The sequence below is a fragment of the Mesorhizobium sp. WSM4306 genome (assembly GCF_007003975.1).
In the GTDB taxonomy this organism is placed as follows: domain Bacteria; phylum Pseudomonadota; class Alphaproteobacteria; order Rhizobiales; family Rhizobiaceae; genus Mesorhizobium.
This window is the reverse complement of sequence record NZ_VFTC01000002.1, coordinates 51,414-69,973: the sequence shown is the minus strand read 5'-3', so window position 1 is coordinate 69,973 and position 18,560 is coordinate 51,414. Positions and strand designations below refer to the sequence as shown.

Here is an 18,560-nt window from a genome sequence, read left to right as displayed (position 1 = left end):
GCCTTTTCCCTTCCTAGACCAGCATGCCCATCGGATTTTCGATCATGCGCTTGAAGGCGACCAGAAGTTCGGCGCCGAGCGCACCATCGACGGCGCGATGATCGGTCGACAGCGTCACCGACATGACGTTGGCGATTTTGATCTCGCCGTTCTTGACCACCGCGCGCTGCTCGCCGGCACCCACCGCCAGGATCGTCGCATGCGGCGGGTTGATGACGGCGGAAAAGTCCTTGATGCCGAACATGCCGAGATTGGACACCGCCGTGGTGCCGCCCTGATATTCCTCGGGCTTCAGCTTGCGGCTGCGGGCGCGGCTCGCCAGATCCTTCATCTCGTTGGAGATGGTGGACAGCGTCTTTTCATCGGCGTGGCGGATGATCGGCGTGATCAGGCCGCCGGGGATCGACACCGCAACGCCGACATCGGCATGCTTGTGCTTGACCATTGCGCTGTCGGTCCACGAAGCATTGGCGTCCGGCACCGCCATCAGCGCCATCGCCATCGCCTTGATGACCATGTCGTTGACTGACAGCTTGTAGACGGGAGCCTCGCCCTTGTCCGTCTTCTTCGTCGGCGCCGCGGCATTGAGCTGGGTGCGCAGTGCCAGCAGCGCATCGAGCTCGCAGTCGAGCGTCAGGTAGAAATGCGGGATGGTGGACTTGGCCTCGACCAGCCGCCGCGCAATGGTCTTGCGCATATTGTCGTGCGGGACGAGATCGTATGAGCCTTCCGCGAACAGCTTCAGCACCTGCTCGTCCGACATCGCCTTGGGCGCGGCAGCAGGAGCGGCAGGCGCCGGAGCGCCGGCAGGTGCTGCTTTCGCCGCAGGTGCCGCCTTGGCGCCACCGCCGGCAATCGCTGCCTCGACATCGGCCTTGACCACACGGCCATGCGGGCCGGTGCCTGTCACGGCGGACACATCGACGCCGGCATCCTTGGCGATGCGCCGAGCCAGCGGCGAGGCGAAGGTACGATCGCCTGCGGCGTGACCGTTAGCAACTGGCGCCGCTTCTGCTTTCGTCGGCGCAGGCGCCGCGGCAGCGGTTGCCGGCTTCGGCACTTCGGCCTTTGGCGCATCGGCTTTCGGAGCCTCGGCCTTGGGCGCGGCATCGCCGTCACCCTTCGCCGCAACCCCGGCATCCTCGCCTTCGCCGGCCAGAATGGCGATCAGCGCATTGACCTTGACGCCTTCGGTGCCGGCCGGAACGACCAACTTGGCGACCGTGCCCTCATCGACCGCTTCGACTTCCATCGTCGCCTTGTCGGTCTCGATCTCGGCGATCACGTCGCCCGGCGAAACCTTGTCGCCCTCCTTGACCAGCCACTTGGAAAGATTGCCCTCTTCCATCGTGGGCGAGAGCGCCGGCATGGTGATGTTGATTGGCATCTGTTTGTCCTCCCGCCGGGCTCAGCGATACGTGACGGCTTTGACCGCCTCGATGACCTCGCCGACATTGGGCAAAGCCAGCTTTTCGAGGTTCGCCGCATAAGGCATCGGCACGTCCTTGCCGGCGATAGTGATGACCGGCGCGTCGAGGAAATCGAAGGCGCGCTGGGACACCTGGTTGGCGATGTGGTCGCCGACCGAGCTCTGCGGGAAACCTTCTTCGACCACGATCAGGCGATTGGTCTTCTTCACCGAGGCAATGACGGTGTCGAGGTCGAGCGGGCGGATGGACCTGAGATCGATGATCTCGGCATCGATGCCCATCCCGCGCAGCTCGGCCTCGGCCTTGATTGCGTAGGTCATGCCGATGCCGAACGACACGATGGTGACGTCCTTGCCCTGCTTGTGGATGCGCGCCTTGCCGATCGGCAGCACGAAATCGTCGAGCTTCGGCACGTCGAAGGACTGGCCGTAGAGGATTTCGTTTTCGAGGAAGATGACCGGGTTCGGATCGCGGATTGCTGCCTTGAGCAGCCCCTTGGCATCCGCCGCCGTATACGGCATCACCACTTTCAGCCCGGGGATATGGCTGTACCATGCGGCATAGCACTGCGAATGCTGGGCGCCGACGCGGGCGGCGGCCCCGTTCGGTCCGCGGAAGACAATCGGTGCGCCCATCTGGCCACCCGACATATAGAGCGTCTTGGCGGCGGAGTTGATGATCTGGTCGATCGCCTGCATGGCGAAGTTGAAGGTCATGAACTCTACGATCGGCTTCAGGCCGGCCATTGCCGCACCGACCCCGACGCCGGCAAAACCGTGTTCGGTGATCGGCGTGTCGACGACGCGGCGCGGCCCGAATTCCTGCAGCAGGCCTTGCGTGATCTTATAGGCGCCCTGGTATTCGGCGACCTCCTCGCCCATGACGAAGACATCACCGTCGCGGCGCATCTCTTCGGCCATGGCGTCGCGCAGCGCTTCGCGCACCGTGGTCGAAACCATCTCGGTGCCGGCCGGCACGTCTGGATCGGTGGCGACTTCGGTTTTCGGGGCCGCCGCGACAGGTGCCGCGGCCTCGCTCTTGGCCGCGGCAGGCGCCGGCGCGGGTGCGGCTACTTCAGCCTTGGCGGGCTCCTCGCCGACGCCTTCGCCGGCCTTGTCGACGTCTTCGCCGTCGACCGCAAGCACGGCGATCACCGCGTTGACCTTGACGCCTTCGGTGCCGGCGGGAACCACGATCTTGGCCAGCGTGCCTTCATCGACGGCCTCGACTTCCATCGTCGCCTTGTCGGTCTCGATCTCGGCGATCACGTCGCCGGCGACAACCTTGTCACCCTCGTTCTTCAACCACTTGGAAAGATTGCCCTCTTCCATGGTCGGCGAGAGAGCGGGCATGAGAATTTCGATCGGCATGTCCTTGCCCTCCCGTTACAATACGATGTCGGTCCAGAGCTCGGACGGATCCGGCTCGGCGTCGTGCTGGGCGAATTCGGCGGCGTCGGCGACAATGTCGCGGACTTCCTTGTCGATATTCTTGAGCTCGTCCTCGCTTGCCCACTTCTTGGCCGTCAGCCGTGCCTTGACCTGCTCGATCGGGTCATGGTCGGAGCGCATCTTCTGCACTTCTTCCTTAGAGCGGTATTTCGCCGGGTCCGACATCGAATGGCCGCGGTAGCGATAGGTCTGCATTTCCAAAATAATCGGTCCGTTGCCGGCACGGCACCATTCGGTCGCCTGGTCGCCGGCGGATTTGACCGCGCGCACATCCATGCCGTCGACTTGGATGCCAGGGATTTTGAACGAGGCGCCGCGGTGCGAAAAATTTGTTTCGGCCGACGAGCGCGACACCGACGTGCCCATGGCGTAGCGGTTGTTCTCGATGATGTAGATCACCGGCAGCTTCCACAGCGAGGCCATGTTGAAGCTTTCATAGACCTGGCCCTGGTTGGCCGCGCCGTCGCCGAAATAGGTCAGCGACACATTGTTGTTGTCGCGGTAGCGGTTGGCGAAGGCGAGGCCCGTGCCGAGCGAGACCTGCGCGCCGACAATGCCGTGGCCGCCGTAAAAATGCTTCTCCTTGGAGAACATGTGCATGGAGCCGCCCTTGCCCCTCGACAGGCCGCCGCGGCGTCCGGTCAGTTCGGCCATGACGCCGCGCGGCGAAAGCTCCATCGCCAGCATGTGGCCGTGGTCGCGATAGGCGGTGATCATCTGGTCGCCGTCGATCAGCGCCATCTTCATGCCGGTGACGACCGCTTCCTGGCCAATATAGAGGTGACAGAAGCCGCCGATGAAGCCCATGCCGTAAAGCTGGCCGGCCTTTTCCTCGAAGCGGCGGATGAGCAGCATGTGCCGGTAGGCGGCAAGCTCCTCGTCCTTGGTGAAGTCGGCTGGCTTGGGGGCGGAAAACCCCGTGGATTTGGCGGATGTCGATTTGACGGATTTGGCAGGCGCTTTTTTGGCGGCGGTGGCCATGCATCACTCCCTGTTGGCGTCTCTTTGCGGACACGAGAGCAGCACGAAAATCTGCTCCGAGGGAGATCAGCTCTCCCCACCGATTTGAAGAGGCTAACACGCGAGAAAGCGTTTCGCCATGCTGAAAAATGCATGGCTGTCATGCGTCTAAGCGATTAAAATCATTAGAAATAACGGAGATTAACTGAATTCAGGTTATTCCGAGTTAGCCGGCAGCATGATGGTAATTTCATCCGCCTGGGACAGATTGAGCGCCCTGCGCGCCTGCTCGTCAAGCATATCCTTCTCAAGCGTGCCCTCATGCATCAGCTGGACGCGCCGCTCCAGATCGACCCGGCGCGCTTTGATGGCATCGTACTTGGCCTGCAATTCGACGGTCTGCGCTTCGAGCTGGTATTTGGAATAGATGCCGAACTCGCCATGATAGGCATGGAAGCCGAAATACGCCAGGAACGCCACGCAAAGCGAGGGGATGATCAGCCGGCCGGTGTTTCTCTGCTTGTGCTGGCGTGTCCACATGCTCGCAATCCTTTGACCTCCTTATCTCGCCCGATTGTGCTTAATGGACGGTTACGGACCCCGGGATTTTGCGAGCGGGAAATGGCCCACCCGGCAAGTTGCGTCCACCTCGTCGATTTTTCTTCTCCATCCTTTGCGTCACAGCTTGCATGCGCGAAAAGCAGTTGACGTTCTCCTCAAGTAATATATGCATACGCTATGCAATTGTTAGACGCCAACAAACTTGGCGCGCTCGGCGCCATGATTCGCGACAGGACGGAAGCGTCCTTGAGAGAGCTTTCGCCGAGCGCGGCGGCGGTGCTGTCGATGCTGCACTTCAAACCGGGGTTAATGACGACGGAGCTCGCCGAGGTCGTCGGCGTCAGTCAACCGACTGCCGTGCGTTTGATCGACGGGCTGGAACGGCAGGCGCTGATAGGACGCGGCAAACCGGAGGGTCGTGTCACTCCGCTGACGCTGACGGAGACTGGCCACGCACAGGTAAGGGAAATGCAAGCCCTCCGGCTCGCCGCGCTCGACGGATTGCTGTCTGTGCTGCAACCGGATGAGCGGCGGCGCTTTGTTTCCATGCTGGACGAGATTCTTGCGGGCGCGACTACTTCCCGTCCTTTCGCGAGAACAACCTGTCGCCTCTGCGAGCATGATCTTTGCGGACCCCAAATTTGCCCGATCGGCTGCCGAGCGGCTGAGATCGAGAGAAAGGAGAGCGAGCGGTGATCATTTCCTATGCGGGGCATTCGCCTGCCATCGATCCCGATGCTTGGGCCGCTCCGGATGCCACAATATCCGGCGATGTCGTCATTGGCGCCGGCAGCCGGGTCATGCATGGCGCCCGCCTTGTGGCGGAGTCTGGCGGATCGATCCGAATTGGCCGCAACTGTATCGTGTTGGAGAATGCGGTGATCCGGGCCACAGCAAGTCATCCTTGTACTATCGGGAATTATTGCCTCGTAGGCCCCAACAGCCACATGGTTGGCGCAGAGGTCGGCGATGAAGTTTTTATCGCCACAGGTGCGGCGGTTTTCCATGGTGCGCACATAGGGCGCGGATCGGAAGTCCGCATCAATGGCATCGTTCACCTGCGCACCCGCCTCGAGCCTGGTACGGTCGTACCGATCGGCTGGATTGCCGTGGGCGATCCGGCTCAGCTCCTGCCTCCGGACCAGCATGAGGCCATCTGGTCTCACCAGAAACCGCTCGATTTCCCGGGCTTCGTCTACGGTGTCGACCGAAACTTGCCGGATGTAATGCAGAAAATCACTGCAAATCTCTCGGTGGCGCTAGGCGTACATCGCACGGGAAACGCTTGAGCGCTTTCCGCCGCCGCAGAAAGCGTTCCGATTCAAGCTCGCTGGTGCATGTCGCCCAGATCTTGCCCAAGGGCCTGACCGAGGACGCCCAGATCAGCTTTTCACGACCGACTTGCCGGCGTAGCGCGCCTGATTGCCGAGCTCTTCCTCGATGCGGATGAGCTGGTTGTACTTGGCCATGCGGTCGGAGCGCGACAGCGAACCGGTCTTGATCTGCCCGCAATTGGTGGCGACGGCGAGATCGGCGATGGTCGAATCCTCTGTCTCACCCGAGCGGTGCGATATCACAGCGGTATAGCCGGCCTTGTGCGCGGTCTCGACGGCGTCGAGCGTCTCGGTCAGCGAGCCGATCTGGTTGACCTTGACCAGGATCGAATTGGCGACGCCCATGCGGATGCCGTCGCGCAGACGTGCCGTGTTGGTGACGAACAGATCGTCGCCCACCAGCTGGGTCTTCTTGCCGATAAGGTCGGTCAGGTACTTCCAGCCCTCCCAGTCGTCCTCGGCCAGGCCGTCCTCGATCGAGATGATCGGATAGTCGGCAGCGAGCTTGGCCAGGTACTTGGCCTGCGCCTTGGGATCGCGGGTCTTCTTCTCGCCCTCATAGACGTAGTTGTCGTCCTTGAAGAATTCGGTCGCCGCGCAATCGAGGCCGAGCGCGATCTCTTCGCCCGGCTTGAAGCCGGCCTTCTCGATCGATTCCATGATGAAATCGAGCGCCACCGGCGCGCTCTTCAGGTTCGGGGCAAAACCGCCCTCGTCGCCGACATTGGTGTTGTGGCCGGCGTCCTTGAGCTTCTTCCTCAGCGTGTGGAAGATTTCCGAACCCCAGCGCAAGCCTTCGCGCAGCGTCGGCGCACCGACCGGCAGGATCATGAATTCCTGGAAATCGATCGGATTGTCGGCGTGCGCGCCGCCATTGATGATGTTCATCATCGGCACCGGCAGCACATGCGCCTTGGTGCCGCCGACATAGCGATAGAGCGGCAGGCCGGCGGCTTCCGCGGCCGCCTTGGCCACCGCCAGCGACACGCCAAGAATGGCGTTGGCGCCGAGCCGGCTCTTATTGGGCGTGCCGTCGAGCTCGATCATGGTCTGGTCGATGTGGATCTGGTTTTCGGCTTCCATGCCGCCGATCGCCTCGAACAGCTCGCCATTGACGGCCTCGACTGCCTTGAGCACGCCCTTGCCGAGATAGCGGGCGCCGCCATCGCGCAGTTCGACGGCTTCATGCGCGCCGGTCGAGGCGCCGGACGGCACTGCGGCGCGGCCCATTGAGCCGTCTTCGAGAACGACGTCGACCTCGACGGTCGGATTTCCACGGCTATCCAGGATTTCACGCCCGATAATGTCGATGATGGCGGTCATTGCGATGTCCCCGATTGATCGATTAAGCGTCGCGCCCCTCTTAGCCAAAGCGCCGTAAAAGGCAATTGGGAATGGCATGAAATAATAGTGACAGTCGCCCATGCGCCTCCAGGCCTGGGCGCACCGGCGACGACATCTGAACGCAAACAGCCCGACCTGACCTCATATGTCTGGCGCCGCATGAGGCGCGCGCCCTCCCCTTTTATGCGGCAATGCCTTTGTCACGAAATACTAGGCGGCACACAAACTCCAGCCGATGCTTCAAAAGAGGCTGCCGCCAATGTGACAAACATCACAATGCAGAGACATCGAAGATGTTAGGGTCGCATCTACAATGCGAACTATTTGACGACAACAATGAAATCAATAAACTAGAAATCTTTGGGGAGGTGGAAATGGCAACAATTTCAGGTACTGGCTGGGAACTTCTTATTAACCGGCAAGTCGAACATATGAGGGGTGCCAGGCGCAGAACGGTTGGAACCTATAAAGTCTTTCACAACGGCACGGCAGTCACGGGCTTATCGGGGTTCGTGTGTGAATCTCGCGGCCCAGGCGACAATTCCAAAGAAGACAACGGCAGGCGCATCGAGCCCGGCACTTACCCACTGGCGACACAGGCCGGAGGCAAGTATGTGACGATCGGTTACACTGGCGGCAAGACGCCACCCAAACCTGGACTCGAACTGCTTAAGACCAACAAGCGCACCGAAATCCTTATTCATCCAGGCGTCAATTTCCTATCCAGCGTCGGATGCATCAATCCGACGAAGAAGGTGAGCGGTCCGCTTTCCGACATGGACTTCACGGAGAGCCGAACCCGGGTGATCGCCCTCATCGACGATCTGAAAGCCTTTGCCGGCAGTGGTTTCCCGAAAACCAACGGCAAGTCAATTCCCAAAGCTTCGGTCGTCATCGAAGGCGAACCGGTGCTGTCGACCGAGAGCGTCGAGAGCGTGCTCGAAGCGGTTGCGGGCGATCCGAAGAAGGGCTTACCCGCAGCGGTCTTCCAGAAATTCGCGCCGAGACCGGCAAGCGGGTCCAGGCGGGCGACCTATGACGGTTACATCGGCGCCTTTACCTCCGACAAAGGCCTCAAAACGCTCGGCGATCATGGCGTGTGCAACAACTATGATCGGCTGATGCATTTCTTCGCACAAGCGGCGATGGAAACCGGTGGCTTCACCCTCATTCGCGAGTCCCTAACCTACACGACCGTGGCTGCGATCCGGAAGGCGTGGAAATCGCGAGCCGCCAGCAAGACCGATCAGTGGATCAAGGACAATCTGCTCCGCAAGCCGGAAGCGCTGGGCGACTGGGCGTATGGCGGGCGGATGGGCAATGTGAAAGGAACATTGGACGGCTTCAATTTCCGCGGCGGCGGCACGTTCCAGACCACGGGGCGCGACGCGTACACGGCCAAAGGCAAGCTCGCCAAGGTCGACCTCGCAAATCATCCTGAGCTGATCGAGGACCCGCAGATTTCTCTGCTCGCAGCTTGCGCCGAATGGAAAGCGTCAGGCTGCAATGCCTTTGCCGATTCCGGTCTGATCAAAAAGATCTCGCGCGCGATCAACGTCGGCAACGCCAATTCGACCACGCCGGCCAATGGCGAGGCGGACCGGATTGCCTGGCACGAGAAGATTTTCAAGGCGGTCAAGAATGCGGGACTGCTCGGTTGAGCACGCCTTGATCACGTTCGACAACGTGGCGTCACGATAATTCACGAGCAACATTCGAGGCGTCGATTAGGATCATGCCGCGCGGGGCGAAACAGGAGGAGTTTCGCCATGTCTGAGTTGAGCGGTATTGTGAGTTTGTTCCTGATCGCGGCGGCGTTCCTGACGTCATGCGACAACCAGCAGCCGCCAAAGGCGGCAGCGCAGTTGTCGACGCTTTACGCCGCAGAATAGGAACCGAGTATTGCAGTGAAAAGGCCTCCGATTTCGGAGGCCTTTCCACGTCAGGCGTCAGCGCGCCGGATCAATGCCAATAAGGCGTGACCTTGTAGTAGTCATAGGAAGCGTCACGTGCGGTCTCGCCATCGGCGCCGGTCAGTTCATTGATCGAATAGGACGGAGCCGCTTTCAACTGGTCCTTGGAAAACGGCACGACATAGCCGCCCTTATTCTCGTCATAGTCGAGGCTTGCCCACGGAATGGCGTGATATTTCTCGCCAATACCAAGAAAACCGCCAAACCCGATCACTGCGAACATGATACCGTTCGACGTCTTGTCGAGCATGACGTCCTCGATGCTGCCGATGGTCTTGCCTTCTGTGTTGTAGACCGACGTGCCGATGACGCGCGAAGCGGCGATGGCTTCGGTGTGACCTGTCTGAGTGGTCATGTCTGATGCTCCTCTTTTGTCGTTGGTCGTACTTTGACAATGAGGGGCGCGGGCGAAAGTTCCCGACTTTTTTGAAACGTTGGACGGTCATTCCGCGAGGATGAACGTGACCTTCATGTTGACGCGATAGGCCGCGATCTTGCCGTCCTCGACGACAATCTTCTGGTCCTGGATCCAGGCGCCTTCGACGTTCTTCAGGGTCTGTGAGGCGCGCGCAATTCCCTTCTCGATGGCGTCCTGAAAGCTCTTTTGTGACGACGATGTGATTTCGGTGACGCGGGCAACAGACATGGCTTCCTCCTGCCAAGACGCTCATTTGCAAGGAGGAGCCTACAGCTGGCCTTTGCCGACTTCAAGCTGACCATCACGGTGGCCAGTCAGGCGGCGTTCTTGGCGATGCGGTCAAACGCCATCAGTCTTTCGAGCAAGGCCGGCATGTCCTTCAGCGGCAGCATGTTCGGACCGTCGGAGGAGGTCGAATTGTCCGGATCCTGGTGGGTCTCTATGAAGACGCCGGCGACGCCGACGGCAACGGCAGCGCGGGCAAGTGTTTCGACAAAACGGCGCTCACCGCCGGAAGAACCGCCATGCCCGCCCGGTTGCTGCACCGAATGAGTGGCATCGAAAATCACCGGCGCGCCGATCTCGGCCATCACAGGCAAAGCCCGCATGTCCGACACCAGCGTGTTGTAGCCGAAGGAAGCGCCGCGTTCGGTGGTGAGCACATTGGCGTTGCCGGAGCCGGTGATCTTGGCGACCACGTTCTTCATGTCCCAGGGGGCGAGGAACTGCCCCTTCTTGACGTTGATCACCTTGCCGGTCTTGGCGGCCGCGACCAGCATGTCGGTCTGACGCGACAGGAAGGCCGGGATCTGCAGGACATCGACATGCGGCGCGACGATCGCGCACTGCTCCTCGGTGTGGACGTCAGTCAGAATGGGAAGCGAAAATTCCTTGCGCAACTCGTCGAAGACCGGAAGTGCGGCATCCATCCCGGCGCCGCGCGTTGCCGACAGCGAGGTGCGGTTGGCCTTGTCGTAGCTGGTCTTGTAAACGAGGCCTATGCCGAGCTTGCCGGTCAGCTCCTTCAGCGCGCCGGCCATGTCGAAGGCGTGCTGGCGCGATTCGAATTGGCATGGGCCGGCAATCAGCGCCAGAGCTGCGTTGTTGTCGAAAACGACATTGCCGACGGTTACCGCCGAATTGGGCGCCAGGGGCTTGCTCATGGGATCTCCCGGAAGATGAAAGCCGCGCCCTGCCCGGATGCCGGCTGCACGACAATATCATTGCCCGCTATATCGTGCTCGATGGAGTTGTGTGCAAGCAGGCTTGCCGTGGCGTCGGCACTGCGGACCGAAAAGACGATCGCCGCGAAGCGAAGTTTCGTCGGCGCGCCGGCCGCAATCTTGAAGCGCGCGGTGAAAGCCGCAGGATCGAGAATGGTCAGACACGCATTCGGCAGATCGAAGACCGCGCCGCTCTCCTGCTTCGAGCCAGCCACTGCCGAAATCAGCAGAGCCTGTGCGGAAGGCGCATCGCTGACCGCAACGATTTCGATGATGCCGGCCACGCCATTGGCATGGGCCTGCAGCGCCGTGCGGTCGATTTTCGGCGCATTGATCCGCTCGCAGGCGAACAGGAACGCGTCTGTTGCCCGAGAGCCGGAGGCGAAAGCCAGCTTGAACGACGCCATATCGCTCTTTCCCGCCGCATCCGTGAAGGCACGGGAAAAACTCAACACGTCTCCGGCCGACAGGCCGGCAGAAACATAGCGTGCATGGTCCGCATCGGCGTCGCCGGTGCCCAGCACTACGGCGGAAAAGCCCTCATCGCCCAGGCTGGCGCGATAAAGCCGGTCGCGCGCGACAAAGACATTGCCGCCGGCAATCGCGCGCGCTGCCGTCTGTTCGTCGCCGATCGCCAGCGGTTCGAGATAGGTGCCGTCGGCGAAGAAGACGCAGCAATTTTCGGTGCCGAAGGGGTGTATGCCGGTTGGCGCGACGATGAAGCCAAGCGACGTCAGCCGCGCCCGCGCCATGGCGAGGCTCGCCGTCGGCAGCACCAGATGGTCAAGCGGATGGGTTGTGCGGGTCATGCCGGCGCGGTGTGCATCATTCCGGATATCGGTTCAAGCGTTTCCGCCGGTGGCCCGGATCGCGGCGGAGTCCGCCCATGAATGACCATGCCATTCCGGCACCGTTTCCTGCGATTTTCCCCAATCGGAAGCCAATTCCGCCTGTGAAGAAGCGAGGCCTCTTGCCGGACTGATCAGGCCACCGCCACGACGTCGGCCGAATAGCGCAATTCGCGCAATGGTTTGACCCGGCTGGTCGTCTCGGCGTAGAGCGGGTGCGCCTTGTAGGCGGCCAAGGCCGCCTCGTCCTCGAACTCGGCATAGACGACCACGTCGATCGCGTCCGACAGCGGGTCGACCTTGGTGTTGAGCGTCACCTCGAACAGGTTTGAATGCGGGATCTTGCCCAGCGCGAGCAAGCCCATGCGCACGGCCTCGACATCGTCCTTGCGCCGCGCGCTGAAGAAAACGATATGCCGGATCACGCCTGCCTCCTCGATCGATTTGCCGGCATGTTTTGTGTGAGCGGATCAGTCGCGTCAACCGCCACGATGTCGCGCCCGGCAGCGCCGGAAGGCGACTTTGCAGAGGCGCAAGAAGCTAGCCCCCGCCGGTGACGTAGCGCACGATGCGCGACATCTCCCTGACCGTCGTGTCGAGATAGCGGCCCTGATTATAGAGGCCGTCCCAGATCAGGAAAAAGGCGATGGCCATGATGACGACGACGTAACGCATGACTGAAGCTAACGTATGTGGCTGTTCGGAACCATAGTGATTTCGCCGAGGGCCGCGCTCTCCCGCGGATTCTGGCCTCAGGCCGGCGACCTGGGTCAGTGCCGGGCAAAGCTTGCCTCTTGAAGTTTCGGCCAATGCCATGGAAGATTGTGGCGAAAATTCACGCAGGCTGCGGCGTTCGCGCCTGCGAATGAAATGTGGAGGATGTGGAGGCCGGCAGATCTTGCGCCGTCCCCGCGGAAGTCCAGGGGGATGTGGGATGGCTGCCAGGGAACACAAGGGCGTCGGCGACGCCATCAGGCTGGACGAGCTCAACTTCGCCGAGATCGTCAAAGGCTTGCCGGCCAAGGCGCGCATGGTGCTGTCGGCGGCGATGAAACTGCCGCGCGGCTCGCTCAAGGTAAGGATGCCGGACGGCCGCGCCGTTCTTGTCGGTGGCAATGCGCCCGGTCCCGACGCCGAACTGGTGCTGAAGAACTGGCGCTTGCCCGGCCGCGCCTTTTCCGGCGGCACCATCGGCGTTGCCGAATCCTACATGGACGGCGACTGGGAAAGCCCTGACGTGACCAGCTTTCTCGAACTGTTCGTCGTCAACTCGGCCATCGGCGAACGCGTCGCCGGCGGCGCCAACTGGCTCATCAACACCGTCCAGCGCATCCGCCACTGGTTCAACGAAAACACCCGAACCGGCTCGAAGCGCAACATTTCGGCGCATTACGACCTCGGCAATGCCTTCTACAAGCAATGGCTTGATCCCAGCATGACTTATTCGTCGGCGCTCTATGCGACCGGAGCCAACGATTTGGAAAGCGCGCAGGCCGCCAAATATCGCGCTTTGGCCAAGGACATCGGCATCGGCAAGAAGGATCATGTGCTGGAGATCGGCTGCGGCTGGGGCGGTTTTGCCGAATTTGCCGCGCGCGAGATCGGCTGCCGCGTCACCGGCTTGACCATCAGCCGCGAACAGCACGATTTCGCCAAGGAGCGTATCCAGAAGGCCGGCCTTGCCGACAAGGTCGACATCAAGCTGCAGGATTATCGTGACGAAACGGGCACTTACGACCGCATCGCGTCGATCGAGATGTTCGAGGCGGTCGGTGAAAAATACTGGCCGGTGTTCTTCGGCAAGATGAAGGCCTGCCTGCGCCCCGGCGGCACCGCCGGCCTGCAGATCATCACCATCAACGAGTCCGCCTACGACACCTATCGCGCGCGGCCGGACTTCATCCAGCGCTACGTCTTCCCGGGCGGCATGCTGCCGACGCCGTCGATCCTGAAGTCGCTGGGCAGCGACCATGGCCTCGCCCATCTGCGCGAGCGCGTCTTTCCGGACGACTATGCCCGCACGCTTGCCGAATGGCGCAACCGCTTCTGGCAGTCGTGGGAAAAGATCGTCCCACTTGGCTTCGACGACCGCTTCAAGAAGCTCTGGGAGTTCTATCTCCACTATTGCGAAGCCGGCTTCCGCGCCAGCTACATCGATGTTCGCCAGGTGGTCTACAAGGCGTAGTTCCGAGGAAAACGGTATCGAGCGCCTGCCCGCCCGTTCCCTCAAAACAGGATGCGGTATTTCGCAAACCCGGCTTCGCCCTCGCCGACCGGCTCGATCTTGAGCGATTTGACCCCCGCGATAAAATCCTTCGCCTTGGGACCGGTCTCGAACACGACGCTGGTTCCGGGCAGTGGCGTGAACGACCAATTGTCGTCGGCCGAGGGATTGATCGTGCCTTCGCTGACGATATAACGCACGATCACGTCGCGGTTGGTGTCCGGCGCCTCATAGATGATCTTCGAGGCGTTGATGTCAGGGAAACTGCCGCCACCGCCGGCGCGGTAATTGTTTGTGGCGACGACGAATTTCGCTGCTGGATCAATAGGCTTGCCATCGAAGCTGAGGTCGACGATGCGGCTGGAGCCGGCATTGGCGACGCCACCCTTGGCATCGTATTTCGGCGGCTGCGACAGGTCTATCTTGTAGCTGATGCCGTCGATCACATCGAAATTGTAGGACGGGAATTCGGTGTCGATCAGCGCCTGGTCGGCTTTCCCGGCCTCGATCTTCTTGAAAATGCCGGCCGACATTTCCAGCCATTCCTTGACCTCAGCCCCGGTGATCTCAACCGCGCGCACCGTGTTGGGATAGAGATAAAGGTCAGCGACGTTCTTGATGGCGATGTCGCCAACCGGCACGTCGGTGTAGTAGTCGGCCCCGTTGCGCCCGCCGGCCTTGAAGGGCGCTGCCGCCGACAGCAGCGGCACATCCTTCCACTGCGTGCTCTTCAGAATGTCCTTGAGATACCAGCTCTGCGCCTGGTTGACGATCTGCACCGACGGATCGTCGGCCACCAGCGCGAAATAGGAATAGAGCGGCGCCGAGGTCTTGCCGACCGGACGGCGGACATAGGCAAGTGTCGCCTCATGGTCCGCCTTCAGCGCATCGACGATGCGCTGGTCATCCGCGACCGTCGGCTTGTTCGCCTTGTCGACGCGTTCGTAGATCGGCCGTGCCTCCGAGGTCGCCGAGACCACGCGCCATTTCGATCCATCGCGTTCCAGCAAAAGGTCGATCAAGCCCATATGCGAACCCCAGAACCCGCCCATCACCGCCGGTTTGCCTTGCAGCGTGCCTTTCTCCGTGTCGACCCCGTCAAGCGCCTGAAAATCCTTCTTGCCGGGGAAGACCAGATGCTGATGGCCGGTAAACACCGCATCGATGCCCTCGACGCCGGCAACGAAGAACGAGGCGTTCTCCATTCCGTCGCCCTGCTTGACGTCGATGCCGGAATGCGAGAGCGCAATGACGATGTCGGCGCCCTCCTCCTTGATCTCAGGCACCCAGGCCTTGGCCGCCTCGACAATGTCGCGCGTCCGGACATTTCCTTCCAGGTTCTTCAGGTCCCAGACCATGATCTGCGGCGGCACGAAACCGACAATACCGATCTTGATCGGCTGCTCGGCGCCCGACCCGTCCTTGATCTTCTTGTCGAGGATGACGTACGGCTTGAGATAGAGCTTGTCGTCGCGCGGGCTGGCGGCGAGCTCGGTGCCGCGGATCAGATTGGCGCAGACGAACGGAAAATTGGCCCCGGCCAGAACCTTGTCGAGAAACGACAGACCGTAATTGAACTCGTGGTTGCCGAGCGTCGAACATTCATAGCCGAGCAGGTTCATGCCCTTCATGATCGGATGCAGGTCGCCGTCCTTCAGTCCCCTCTCGTAGGCGATGTAGTCGCCCATCGGATTGCCCTGCAAAAGGTCGCCATTGTCGATCAGCATCGCATTGGTGGCCTCCTGGCGCACCGCAGCGATCAGCGAGGCCGTCCGCGACAGGCCCATCGTGTCGTTCGCTTTGTCGGCGTAGTAATCGTACGGCAAAACATTCACGTGGATGTCCGTCGTCTCCATGATCCTCAGATGCGCCTGATTGGCCTCAGCGCGGGCGGAGAACGGATGCAGCATGATCAGCGCCCCGCTGGCGGCGGCGCCGGCAAGAAAACCGCGACGTGAGACAGGGTGGAGCAAAGGCGACATTGGTTTTCCTTCCCAGCGATGTGAACATCCCAGCCCCGGCCGAAAGCTTCGCGCCGAAAACTGGCCATGTCCATCGGGAAGTCAATCGATCAGCAAAAGGTGACGGCTGGATGAATTGCCGGGAGGGCGTCAGCCCTTGTCGTCATCGCCCTGGGTGATCAGACGGGCGCTGCGCTGGCCGGTGAAATATATCCATAGCCAGCTAAGCGACACCGACAGCCGGTTGCGGAAGCCGATCAGGAAGTAGATGTGCGCCACACCCCACAGCCACCAGGCGAGCCAGCCGGTAAGCTTGATCCAGCCGAAATCGATCGCGGCGGCCCACTTGCCGATCGTTGCCAGATCGCCGGCATGTTTGTAGCGGAAAGGACGCGGCTCGCTATCGCCGGCCAGCCGCGCCTTGATGGTCGCCGCAACGTGCTTGCCTTCCTGCTTGGCGGAGGGCGCCACGCCCGGCACCGGCTTGCCATCCGGCCGCAACACATGCGCAGTGTCGCCGATGACGAATATCTCCGGGCTATTCGGCACGGTCAGATCTGGTTCGACCATCACCCTGCCCGCCCGGTCGACCGGCGCTCCCAGCCATTCTCCCGCGGGCGAAGCGGCAACGCCGGCAGCCCAAAGGATCGTCCGCGCCGGCAGATGCGTATCGCCAAAGACGACGCCTTCGGCATCGAGGCGCGTGACGGCGCGGCCAAGCTCCACCGTGACGCCCCGCCGCTCCAGCGCCTTGCGGGCATAGTCGGACAGTTCCGGCGCGAAGTTGGCCAGGATCCGGTCACCGGCCTCGACCAGCACCACACGCGCCTCACGCGGGTCGATGTTGCGGAATTCGCCGCGCAGCGTCTCATGCGCGAGTTCGACAATGGTGCCGGCAAGCTCGACGCCGGTCGGGCCGCCGCCGACGATGACCAGCGTCAGCAGCGCCTGGCGCGTGGCTGGATCGGTCTCGAGTTCCGCTTGCTCGAAAGCAAGCAGGATGCGGCGGCGGATCGTGGTGGCATCCTCAAGCGTCTTCAGTCCGGGCGCAAAAGGCTCCCATTCGTCATGGCCGAAATAAGCGTGGCGCGCGCCGGTGGCGAGCACCAGCGTATCGTAGGGAACCGAACTGCCGTCCTCGAGCAGCACGCATTTGCCGGCGCGGTCGACGCCGGTGACATTACCCAGCAAGGTCGTCACATCCTTGCGCTTGCGCAGCAGATGACGGATTGGCCAGGCAACTTCCGATGTCGCCAGCAATGTGGTTGCCACCTGGTAGAGCAGCGGCTGGAAAAGGTGGTGGTTGCGCTTGTCGATCATGGTGATGTGCACGGGCGCGCCGGCCAATGCGCGGGTGAGTTCCAGACCCCCGAATCCCGCACCGACGACAACGACATGATGGCTCGTTTCGTTCATCGCACTCACCTCGTTTTCACCGTCCTTATCTAATGATTTTTGTGCACCGCAACAATGTCGTGGGGCGCAAGACTGTCATGCATCAAGGCTGCCCCGGACTCGCCGTCCAATGTCGCGAATGCCCATGTCGGCAGGCTCAGACGGGTATAGCCTCGCAGGGGAAGGAACCACGGGAGCGAGGCATGGCCAACGATAGTCACGGCGCGAAAGACGGCGAAGGCCCGGCGCAATATTCTTCGCCGCCTTGCTTCATGCACGAACTCGATCCGGAATTTCGGGCGCCATTGACCGACTGGACCGATGTGCGCCGTTGGCGCAAGGTCGAGCGCGAACGGCTGATCGCGGCGCGTCTGGCGGGTTCGGCCGATGCGCGCACAACCATGTCGCAGCGCATTGCCAACGGACTGGACGCGGTGATCGGCGACATCGCCGGTCGCATGGTCAGCCTCTACTGGCCGTTTCGCGGCGAGCCGGACCTGCGGCCTTGGATGGCGTCTATCAACGAGCGCGGCGGTCGCACGGCGCTCCCCATCGTCATCGAGAAAGGACAACCACTGATGTTCCGCGCCTACGTTCCTGGCGACCGGCTGGAAAAAGGCGTCTGGAACATCCCCATCCCCGCCCAAGGCGACCCGGTGCTGCCCGACATCGTCATTTCGCCAATCGTCGGCATCGATCCGCAAAACTACCGCCTGGGCTACGGCGGCGGCTTCTTCGACCGTACGTTGGCGGCGATGCCGTTCAAGCCATTGGTCATCGGCGTCGGTTACGAGTTGCAGCGCATCGCCACCATCTACCCGCAGCCGCACGACATCCCGATGGACCGGCTCGTCACCGAGGCTTGAAAGCGTCCGGGTGTGCCTTTGGCGTTAAGCCAGTTCCGGCTTCATCCCCATGGCCGTGCGATCGACGATCTCGCGCAAGGCAAATGACGAGTTGATCTTGGTCACATGCGGCATCGCCGATAGCCACTCCTTGTGGATGCGCTCATAGTCGACCAGGTCCTTGGCGGCGATGCGCAGGATGTAGTCGTATTCGCCTGACATCAGGTGGCATGACAAGACATTGGGGCAGCGCTTGATCGCCGCCTCGAAATCCGACAGCGTCTTTTCGAATTGCCCCGACAACGAGATGTGCACGATCGCCGTCATCTGGTGCCCGAGCGCTGCATTCGAAAGCCGGGCGTGATAGCCGCGAATGGTCCCGGATTTCTCCAGATTGTCGAGGCGTCGCGAGCAGGCCGACTGCGACAGGCCGACCCGCTCCGCGAGCGCCGCATTGGGTATGCGCCCATCCTTCTGCAAAGTCTCAAGAATGGCGATATCGATCCTGTCGAGCGGCATTTTTCGTGGTTCCTGCGAAAATCCTGCGATTTGGCGCAACGATTATCGAAACGCGTCCTGGCGCGCAAGCGCAT

20 protein-coding genes are annotated in these 18,560 nt (G+C 61.6%); 6 read left to right on the top strand and 14 right to left on the bottom strand.

All coding sequences use genetic code 11. The features are described 5' to 3' along the window. Positions 1-13 precede the first annotated feature (13 nt). From FJV77_RS03985 to FJV77_RS03970, 4 genes are all read right to left on the bottom strand, one after another. Positions 14-1,387 carry a pyruvate dehydrogenase complex dihydrolipoamide acetyltransferase gene (locus tag FJV77_RS03985; protein ID WP_142865574.1) on the bottom strand — a complete coding sequence of 458 codons (1,374 nt, stop codon included), beginning with the start codon at positions 1,385-1,387 and terminating at the stop codon, positions 14-16. Positions 1,388-1,408: 21 nt separating this feature from the next. After that, on the bottom strand, positions 1,409-2,800 hold the full coding sequence (locus tag FJV77_RS03980; RefSeq protein WP_142865573.1) for a pyruvate dehydrogenase complex E1 component subunit beta: 1,392 nt from the start codon (positions 2,798-2,800) through the stop codon (positions 1,409-1,411). Between the two features lie 15 nt (positions 2,801-2,815). Then, positions 2,816-3,862, bottom strand: a complete 1,047-nt coding sequence (gene pdhA / locus FJV77_RS03975) for a pyruvate dehydrogenase (acetyl-transferring) E1 component subunit alpha (RefSeq protein ID WP_142865572.1) — start codon at positions 3,860-3,862, stop codon at positions 2,816-2,818. A gap of 195 nt (positions 3,863-4,057) precedes the next feature. Next, positions 4,058-4,381 carry a septum formation initiator family protein gene (locus FJV77_RS03970; protein WP_142865571.1) on the bottom strand — a complete coding sequence of 108 codons (324 nt, stop codon included), beginning with the start codon at positions 4,379-4,381 and terminating at the stop codon, positions 4,058-4,060. Between the two features lie 198 nt (positions 4,382-4,579). On the opposite strand from FJV77_RS03970, the gene FJV77_RS03965 reads away from it, so the two are divergent. Both FJV77_RS03965 and FJV77_RS03960 read left to right on the top strand, forming a co-directional pair. Next, positions 4,580-5,098, top strand: coding sequence for a MarR family transcriptional regulator (locus FJV77_RS03965; protein ID WP_142865570.1), 519 nt, complete (start codon positions 4,580-4,582; stop codon positions 5,096-5,098). After that, the gene (locus FJV77_RS03960; protein ID WP_142865569.1) at positions 5,095-5,691 is read left to right on the top strand and encodes a gamma carbonic anhydrase family protein; all 597 of its coding nucleotides are present in this window, start codon (positions 5,095-5,097) and stop codon (positions 5,689-5,691) included. Before FJV77_RS03965 ends, FJV77_RS03960 begins: the two co-directional genes overlap by 4 nt. A 93-nt stretch (positions 5,692-5,784) precedes the next feature. Here FJV77_RS03960 and eno read toward each other — a convergent pair whose 3' ends face one another. Continuing rightward, complete coding sequence (gene eno / locus FJV77_RS03955; protein ID WP_142865568.1) at positions 5,785-7,059, bottom strand: phosphopyruvate hydratase; 1,275 nt, start codon at positions 7,057-7,059, stop codon at positions 5,785-5,787. Positions 7,060-7,373: 314 nt separating this feature from the next. Here eno and FJV77_RS32200 point away from each other — a divergent pair, with 314 nt between their 5' ends. Both FJV77_RS32200 and FJV77_RS33235 read left to right on the top strand, forming a co-directional pair. Continuing rightward, positions 7,374-8,741, top strand: a complete 1,368-nt coding sequence (locus FJV77_RS32200) for a hypothetical protein (protein WP_185970182.1) — start codon at positions 7,374-7,376, stop codon at positions 8,739-8,741. Positions 8,742-8,849: 108 nt separating this feature from the next. Continuing rightward, positions 8,850-8,972: a hypothetical protein gene (locus tag FJV77_RS33235; protein ID WP_142865567.1), complete on the top strand. Its 123-nt coding sequence runs from the start codon at positions 8,850-8,852 to the stop codon at positions 8,970-8,972. Positions 8,973-9,042: 70 nt separating this feature from the next. Here FJV77_RS33235 and FJV77_RS03940 read toward each other — a convergent pair whose 3' ends face one another. From FJV77_RS03940 to FJV77_RS33230, 6 genes are all read right to left on the bottom strand, one after another. Continuing rightward, positions 9,043-9,408 (bottom strand): PRC-barrel domain-containing protein, encoded by a 366-nt coding sequence (locus FJV77_RS03940; protein WP_142865566.1) that lies wholly within the window; start codon positions 9,406-9,408, stop codon positions 9,043-9,045. An 87-nt stretch (positions 9,409-9,495) separates the two neighbouring features. Beyond that, positions 9,496-9,699 (bottom strand): dodecin family protein, encoded by a 204-nt coding sequence (locus FJV77_RS03935; RefSeq protein ID WP_142865565.1) that lies wholly within the window; start codon positions 9,697-9,699, stop codon positions 9,496-9,498. Between the two features lie 86 nt (positions 9,700-9,785). Beyond that, entirely contained in the window at positions 9,786-10,634 is an 849-nt protein-coding gene (kdsA, locus tag FJV77_RS03930) for a 3-deoxy-8-phosphooctulonate synthase (RefSeq protein WP_142865564.1), read from the bottom strand. Further along, the gene (locus FJV77_RS03925; protein WP_142865563.1) at positions 10,631-11,503 is read right to left on the bottom strand and encodes a VOC family protein; all 873 of its coding nucleotides are present in this window, start codon (positions 11,501-11,503) and stop codon (positions 10,631-10,633) included. Before FJV77_RS03925 ends, kdsA begins: the two co-directional genes overlap by 4 nt. A gap of 173 nt (positions 11,504-11,676) precedes the next feature. Continuing rightward, the gene (locus FJV77_RS03920) at positions 11,677-11,967 is read right to left on the bottom strand and encodes a Dabb family protein (RefSeq protein ID WP_142865562.1); all 291 of its coding nucleotides are present in this window, start codon (positions 11,965-11,967) and stop codon (positions 11,677-11,679) included. 115 nt (positions 11,968-12,082) lie between these two features. Further along, positions 12,083-12,217, bottom strand: a complete 135-nt coding sequence (locus FJV77_RS33230; RefSeq protein WP_281401903.1) for a hypothetical protein — start codon at positions 12,215-12,217, stop codon at positions 12,083-12,085. Positions 12,218-12,476: 259 nt separating this feature from the next. Between FJV77_RS33230 and FJV77_RS03915 the strand changes: the two genes are divergently transcribed. Further along, entirely contained in the window at positions 12,477-13,727 is a 1,251-nt protein-coding gene (locus FJV77_RS03915; RefSeq protein ID WP_142865561.1) for a cyclopropane-fatty-acyl-phospholipid synthase family protein, read from the top strand. A 41-nt stretch (positions 13,728-13,768) separates the two neighbouring features. Here FJV77_RS03915 and FJV77_RS03910 read toward each other — a convergent pair whose 3' ends face one another. Both FJV77_RS03910 and FJV77_RS03905 read right to left on the bottom strand, forming a co-directional pair. Beyond that, the gene (locus FJV77_RS03910; RefSeq protein ID WP_142865560.1) at positions 13,769-15,748 is read right to left on the bottom strand and encodes a bifunctional 2',3'-cyclic-nucleotide 2'-phosphodiesterase/3'-nucleotidase; all 1,980 of its coding nucleotides are present in this window, start codon (positions 15,746-15,748) and stop codon (positions 13,769-13,771) included. Positions 15,749-15,877: 129 nt separating this feature from the next. Continuing rightward, on the bottom strand, positions 15,878-17,143 hold the full coding sequence (locus FJV77_RS03905; RefSeq protein ID WP_142865559.1) for an NAD(P)/FAD-dependent oxidoreductase: 1,266 nt from the start codon (positions 17,141-17,143) through the stop codon (positions 15,878-15,880). A 182-nt stretch (positions 17,144-17,325) separates the two neighbouring features. Between FJV77_RS03905 and FJV77_RS03900 the strand changes: the two genes are divergently transcribed. Continuing rightward, the gene (locus tag FJV77_RS03900) at positions 17,326-17,988 is read left to right on the top strand and encodes a 5-formyltetrahydrofolate cyclo-ligase (RefSeq protein WP_142865558.1); all 663 of its coding nucleotides are present in this window, start codon (positions 17,326-17,328) and stop codon (positions 17,986-17,988) included. A 24-nt stretch (positions 17,989-18,012) separates the two neighbouring features. Here the strand turns inward: FJV77_RS03900 and FJV77_RS03895 are convergent, their stop codons facing one another. Continuing rightward, the gene (locus FJV77_RS03895; RefSeq protein WP_112395099.1) at positions 18,013-18,486 is read right to left on the bottom strand and encodes an Lrp/AsnC family transcriptional regulator; all 474 of its coding nucleotides are present in this window, start codon (positions 18,484-18,486) and stop codon (positions 18,013-18,015) included. Positions 18,487-18,560: the final 74 nt, after the last annotated feature.

Excerpts from the sequence above, each read along its gene's own strand:
- FJV77_RS03985 (WP_142865574.1), bottom strand. The coding sequence starts at position 1,387 with ATGCCAATCAACATCACCATGCCGGCGCTCTCGCCCACGATGGAAGAG.
- FJV77_RS03980 (WP_142865573.1), bottom strand. The coding sequence starts at position 2,800 with ATGCCGATCGAAATTCTCATGCCCGCTCTCTCGCCGACCATGGAAGAG.
- pdhA (WP_142865572.1), bottom strand. The coding sequence starts at position 3,862 with ATGGCCACCGCCGCCAAAAAAGCGCCTGCCAAATCCGTCAAATCGACA.
- FJV77_RS03970 (WP_142865571.1), bottom strand. The coding sequence starts at position 4,381 with ATGTGGACACGCCAGCACAAGCAGAGAAACACCGGCCGGCTGATCATC.
- FJV77_RS03965 (WP_142865570.1), top strand. The coding sequence starts at position 4,580 with ATGCAATTGTTAGACGCCAACAAACTTGGCGCGCTCGGCGCCATGATT.
- eno (WP_142865568.1), bottom strand. The coding sequence starts at position 7,059 with ATGACCGCCATCATCGACATTATCGGGCGTGAAATCCTGGATAGCCGT.
- FJV77_RS32200 (WP_185970182.1), top strand. The coding sequence starts at position 7,374 with ATGTTAGGGTCGCATCTACAATGCGAACTATTTGACGACAACAATGAA.
- FJV77_RS33235 (WP_142865567.1), top strand. The coding sequence starts at position 8,850 with ATGTCTGAGTTGAGCGGTATTGTGAGTTTGTTCCTGATCGCGGCGGCG.
- FJV77_RS03940 (WP_142865566.1), bottom strand. The coding sequence starts at position 9,408 with ATGACCACTCAGACAGGTCACACCGAAGCCATCGCCGCTTCGCGCGTC.
- FJV77_RS03935 (WP_142865565.1), bottom strand. The coding sequence starts at position 9,699 with ATGTCTGTTGCCCGCGTCACCGAAATCACATCGTCGTCACAAAAGAGC.
- kdsA (WP_142865564.1), bottom strand. The coding sequence starts at position 10,634 with ATGAGCAAGCCCCTGGCGCCCAATTCGGCGGTAACCGTCGGCAATGTC.
- FJV77_RS03925 (WP_142865563.1), bottom strand. The coding sequence starts at position 11,503 with ATGACCCGCACAACCCATCCGCTTGACCATCTGGTGCTGCCGACGGCG.
- FJV77_RS33230 (WP_281401903.1), bottom strand. The coding sequence starts at position 12,217 with ATGCGTTACGTCGTCGTCATCATGGCCATCGCCTTTTTCCTGATCTGG.
- FJV77_RS03915 (WP_142865561.1), top strand. The coding sequence starts at position 12,477 with ATGGCTGCCAGGGAACACAAGGGCGTCGGCGACGCCATCAGGCTGGAC.
- FJV77_RS03910 (WP_142865560.1), bottom strand. The coding sequence starts at position 15,748 with ATGTCGCCTTTGCTCCACCCTGTCTCACGTCGCGGTTTTCTTGCCGGC.
- FJV77_RS03905 (WP_142865559.1), bottom strand. The coding sequence starts at position 17,143 with ATGAACGAAACGAGCCATCATGTCGTTGTCGTCGGTGCGGGATTCGGG.
- FJV77_RS03900 (WP_142865558.1), top strand. The coding sequence starts at position 17,326 with ATGGCCAACGATAGTCACGGCGCGAAAGACGGCGAAGGCCCGGCGCAA.
- FJV77_RS03895 (WP_112395099.1), bottom strand. The coding sequence starts at position 18,486 with ATGCCGCTCGACAGGATCGATATCGCCATTCTTGAGACTTTGCAGAAG.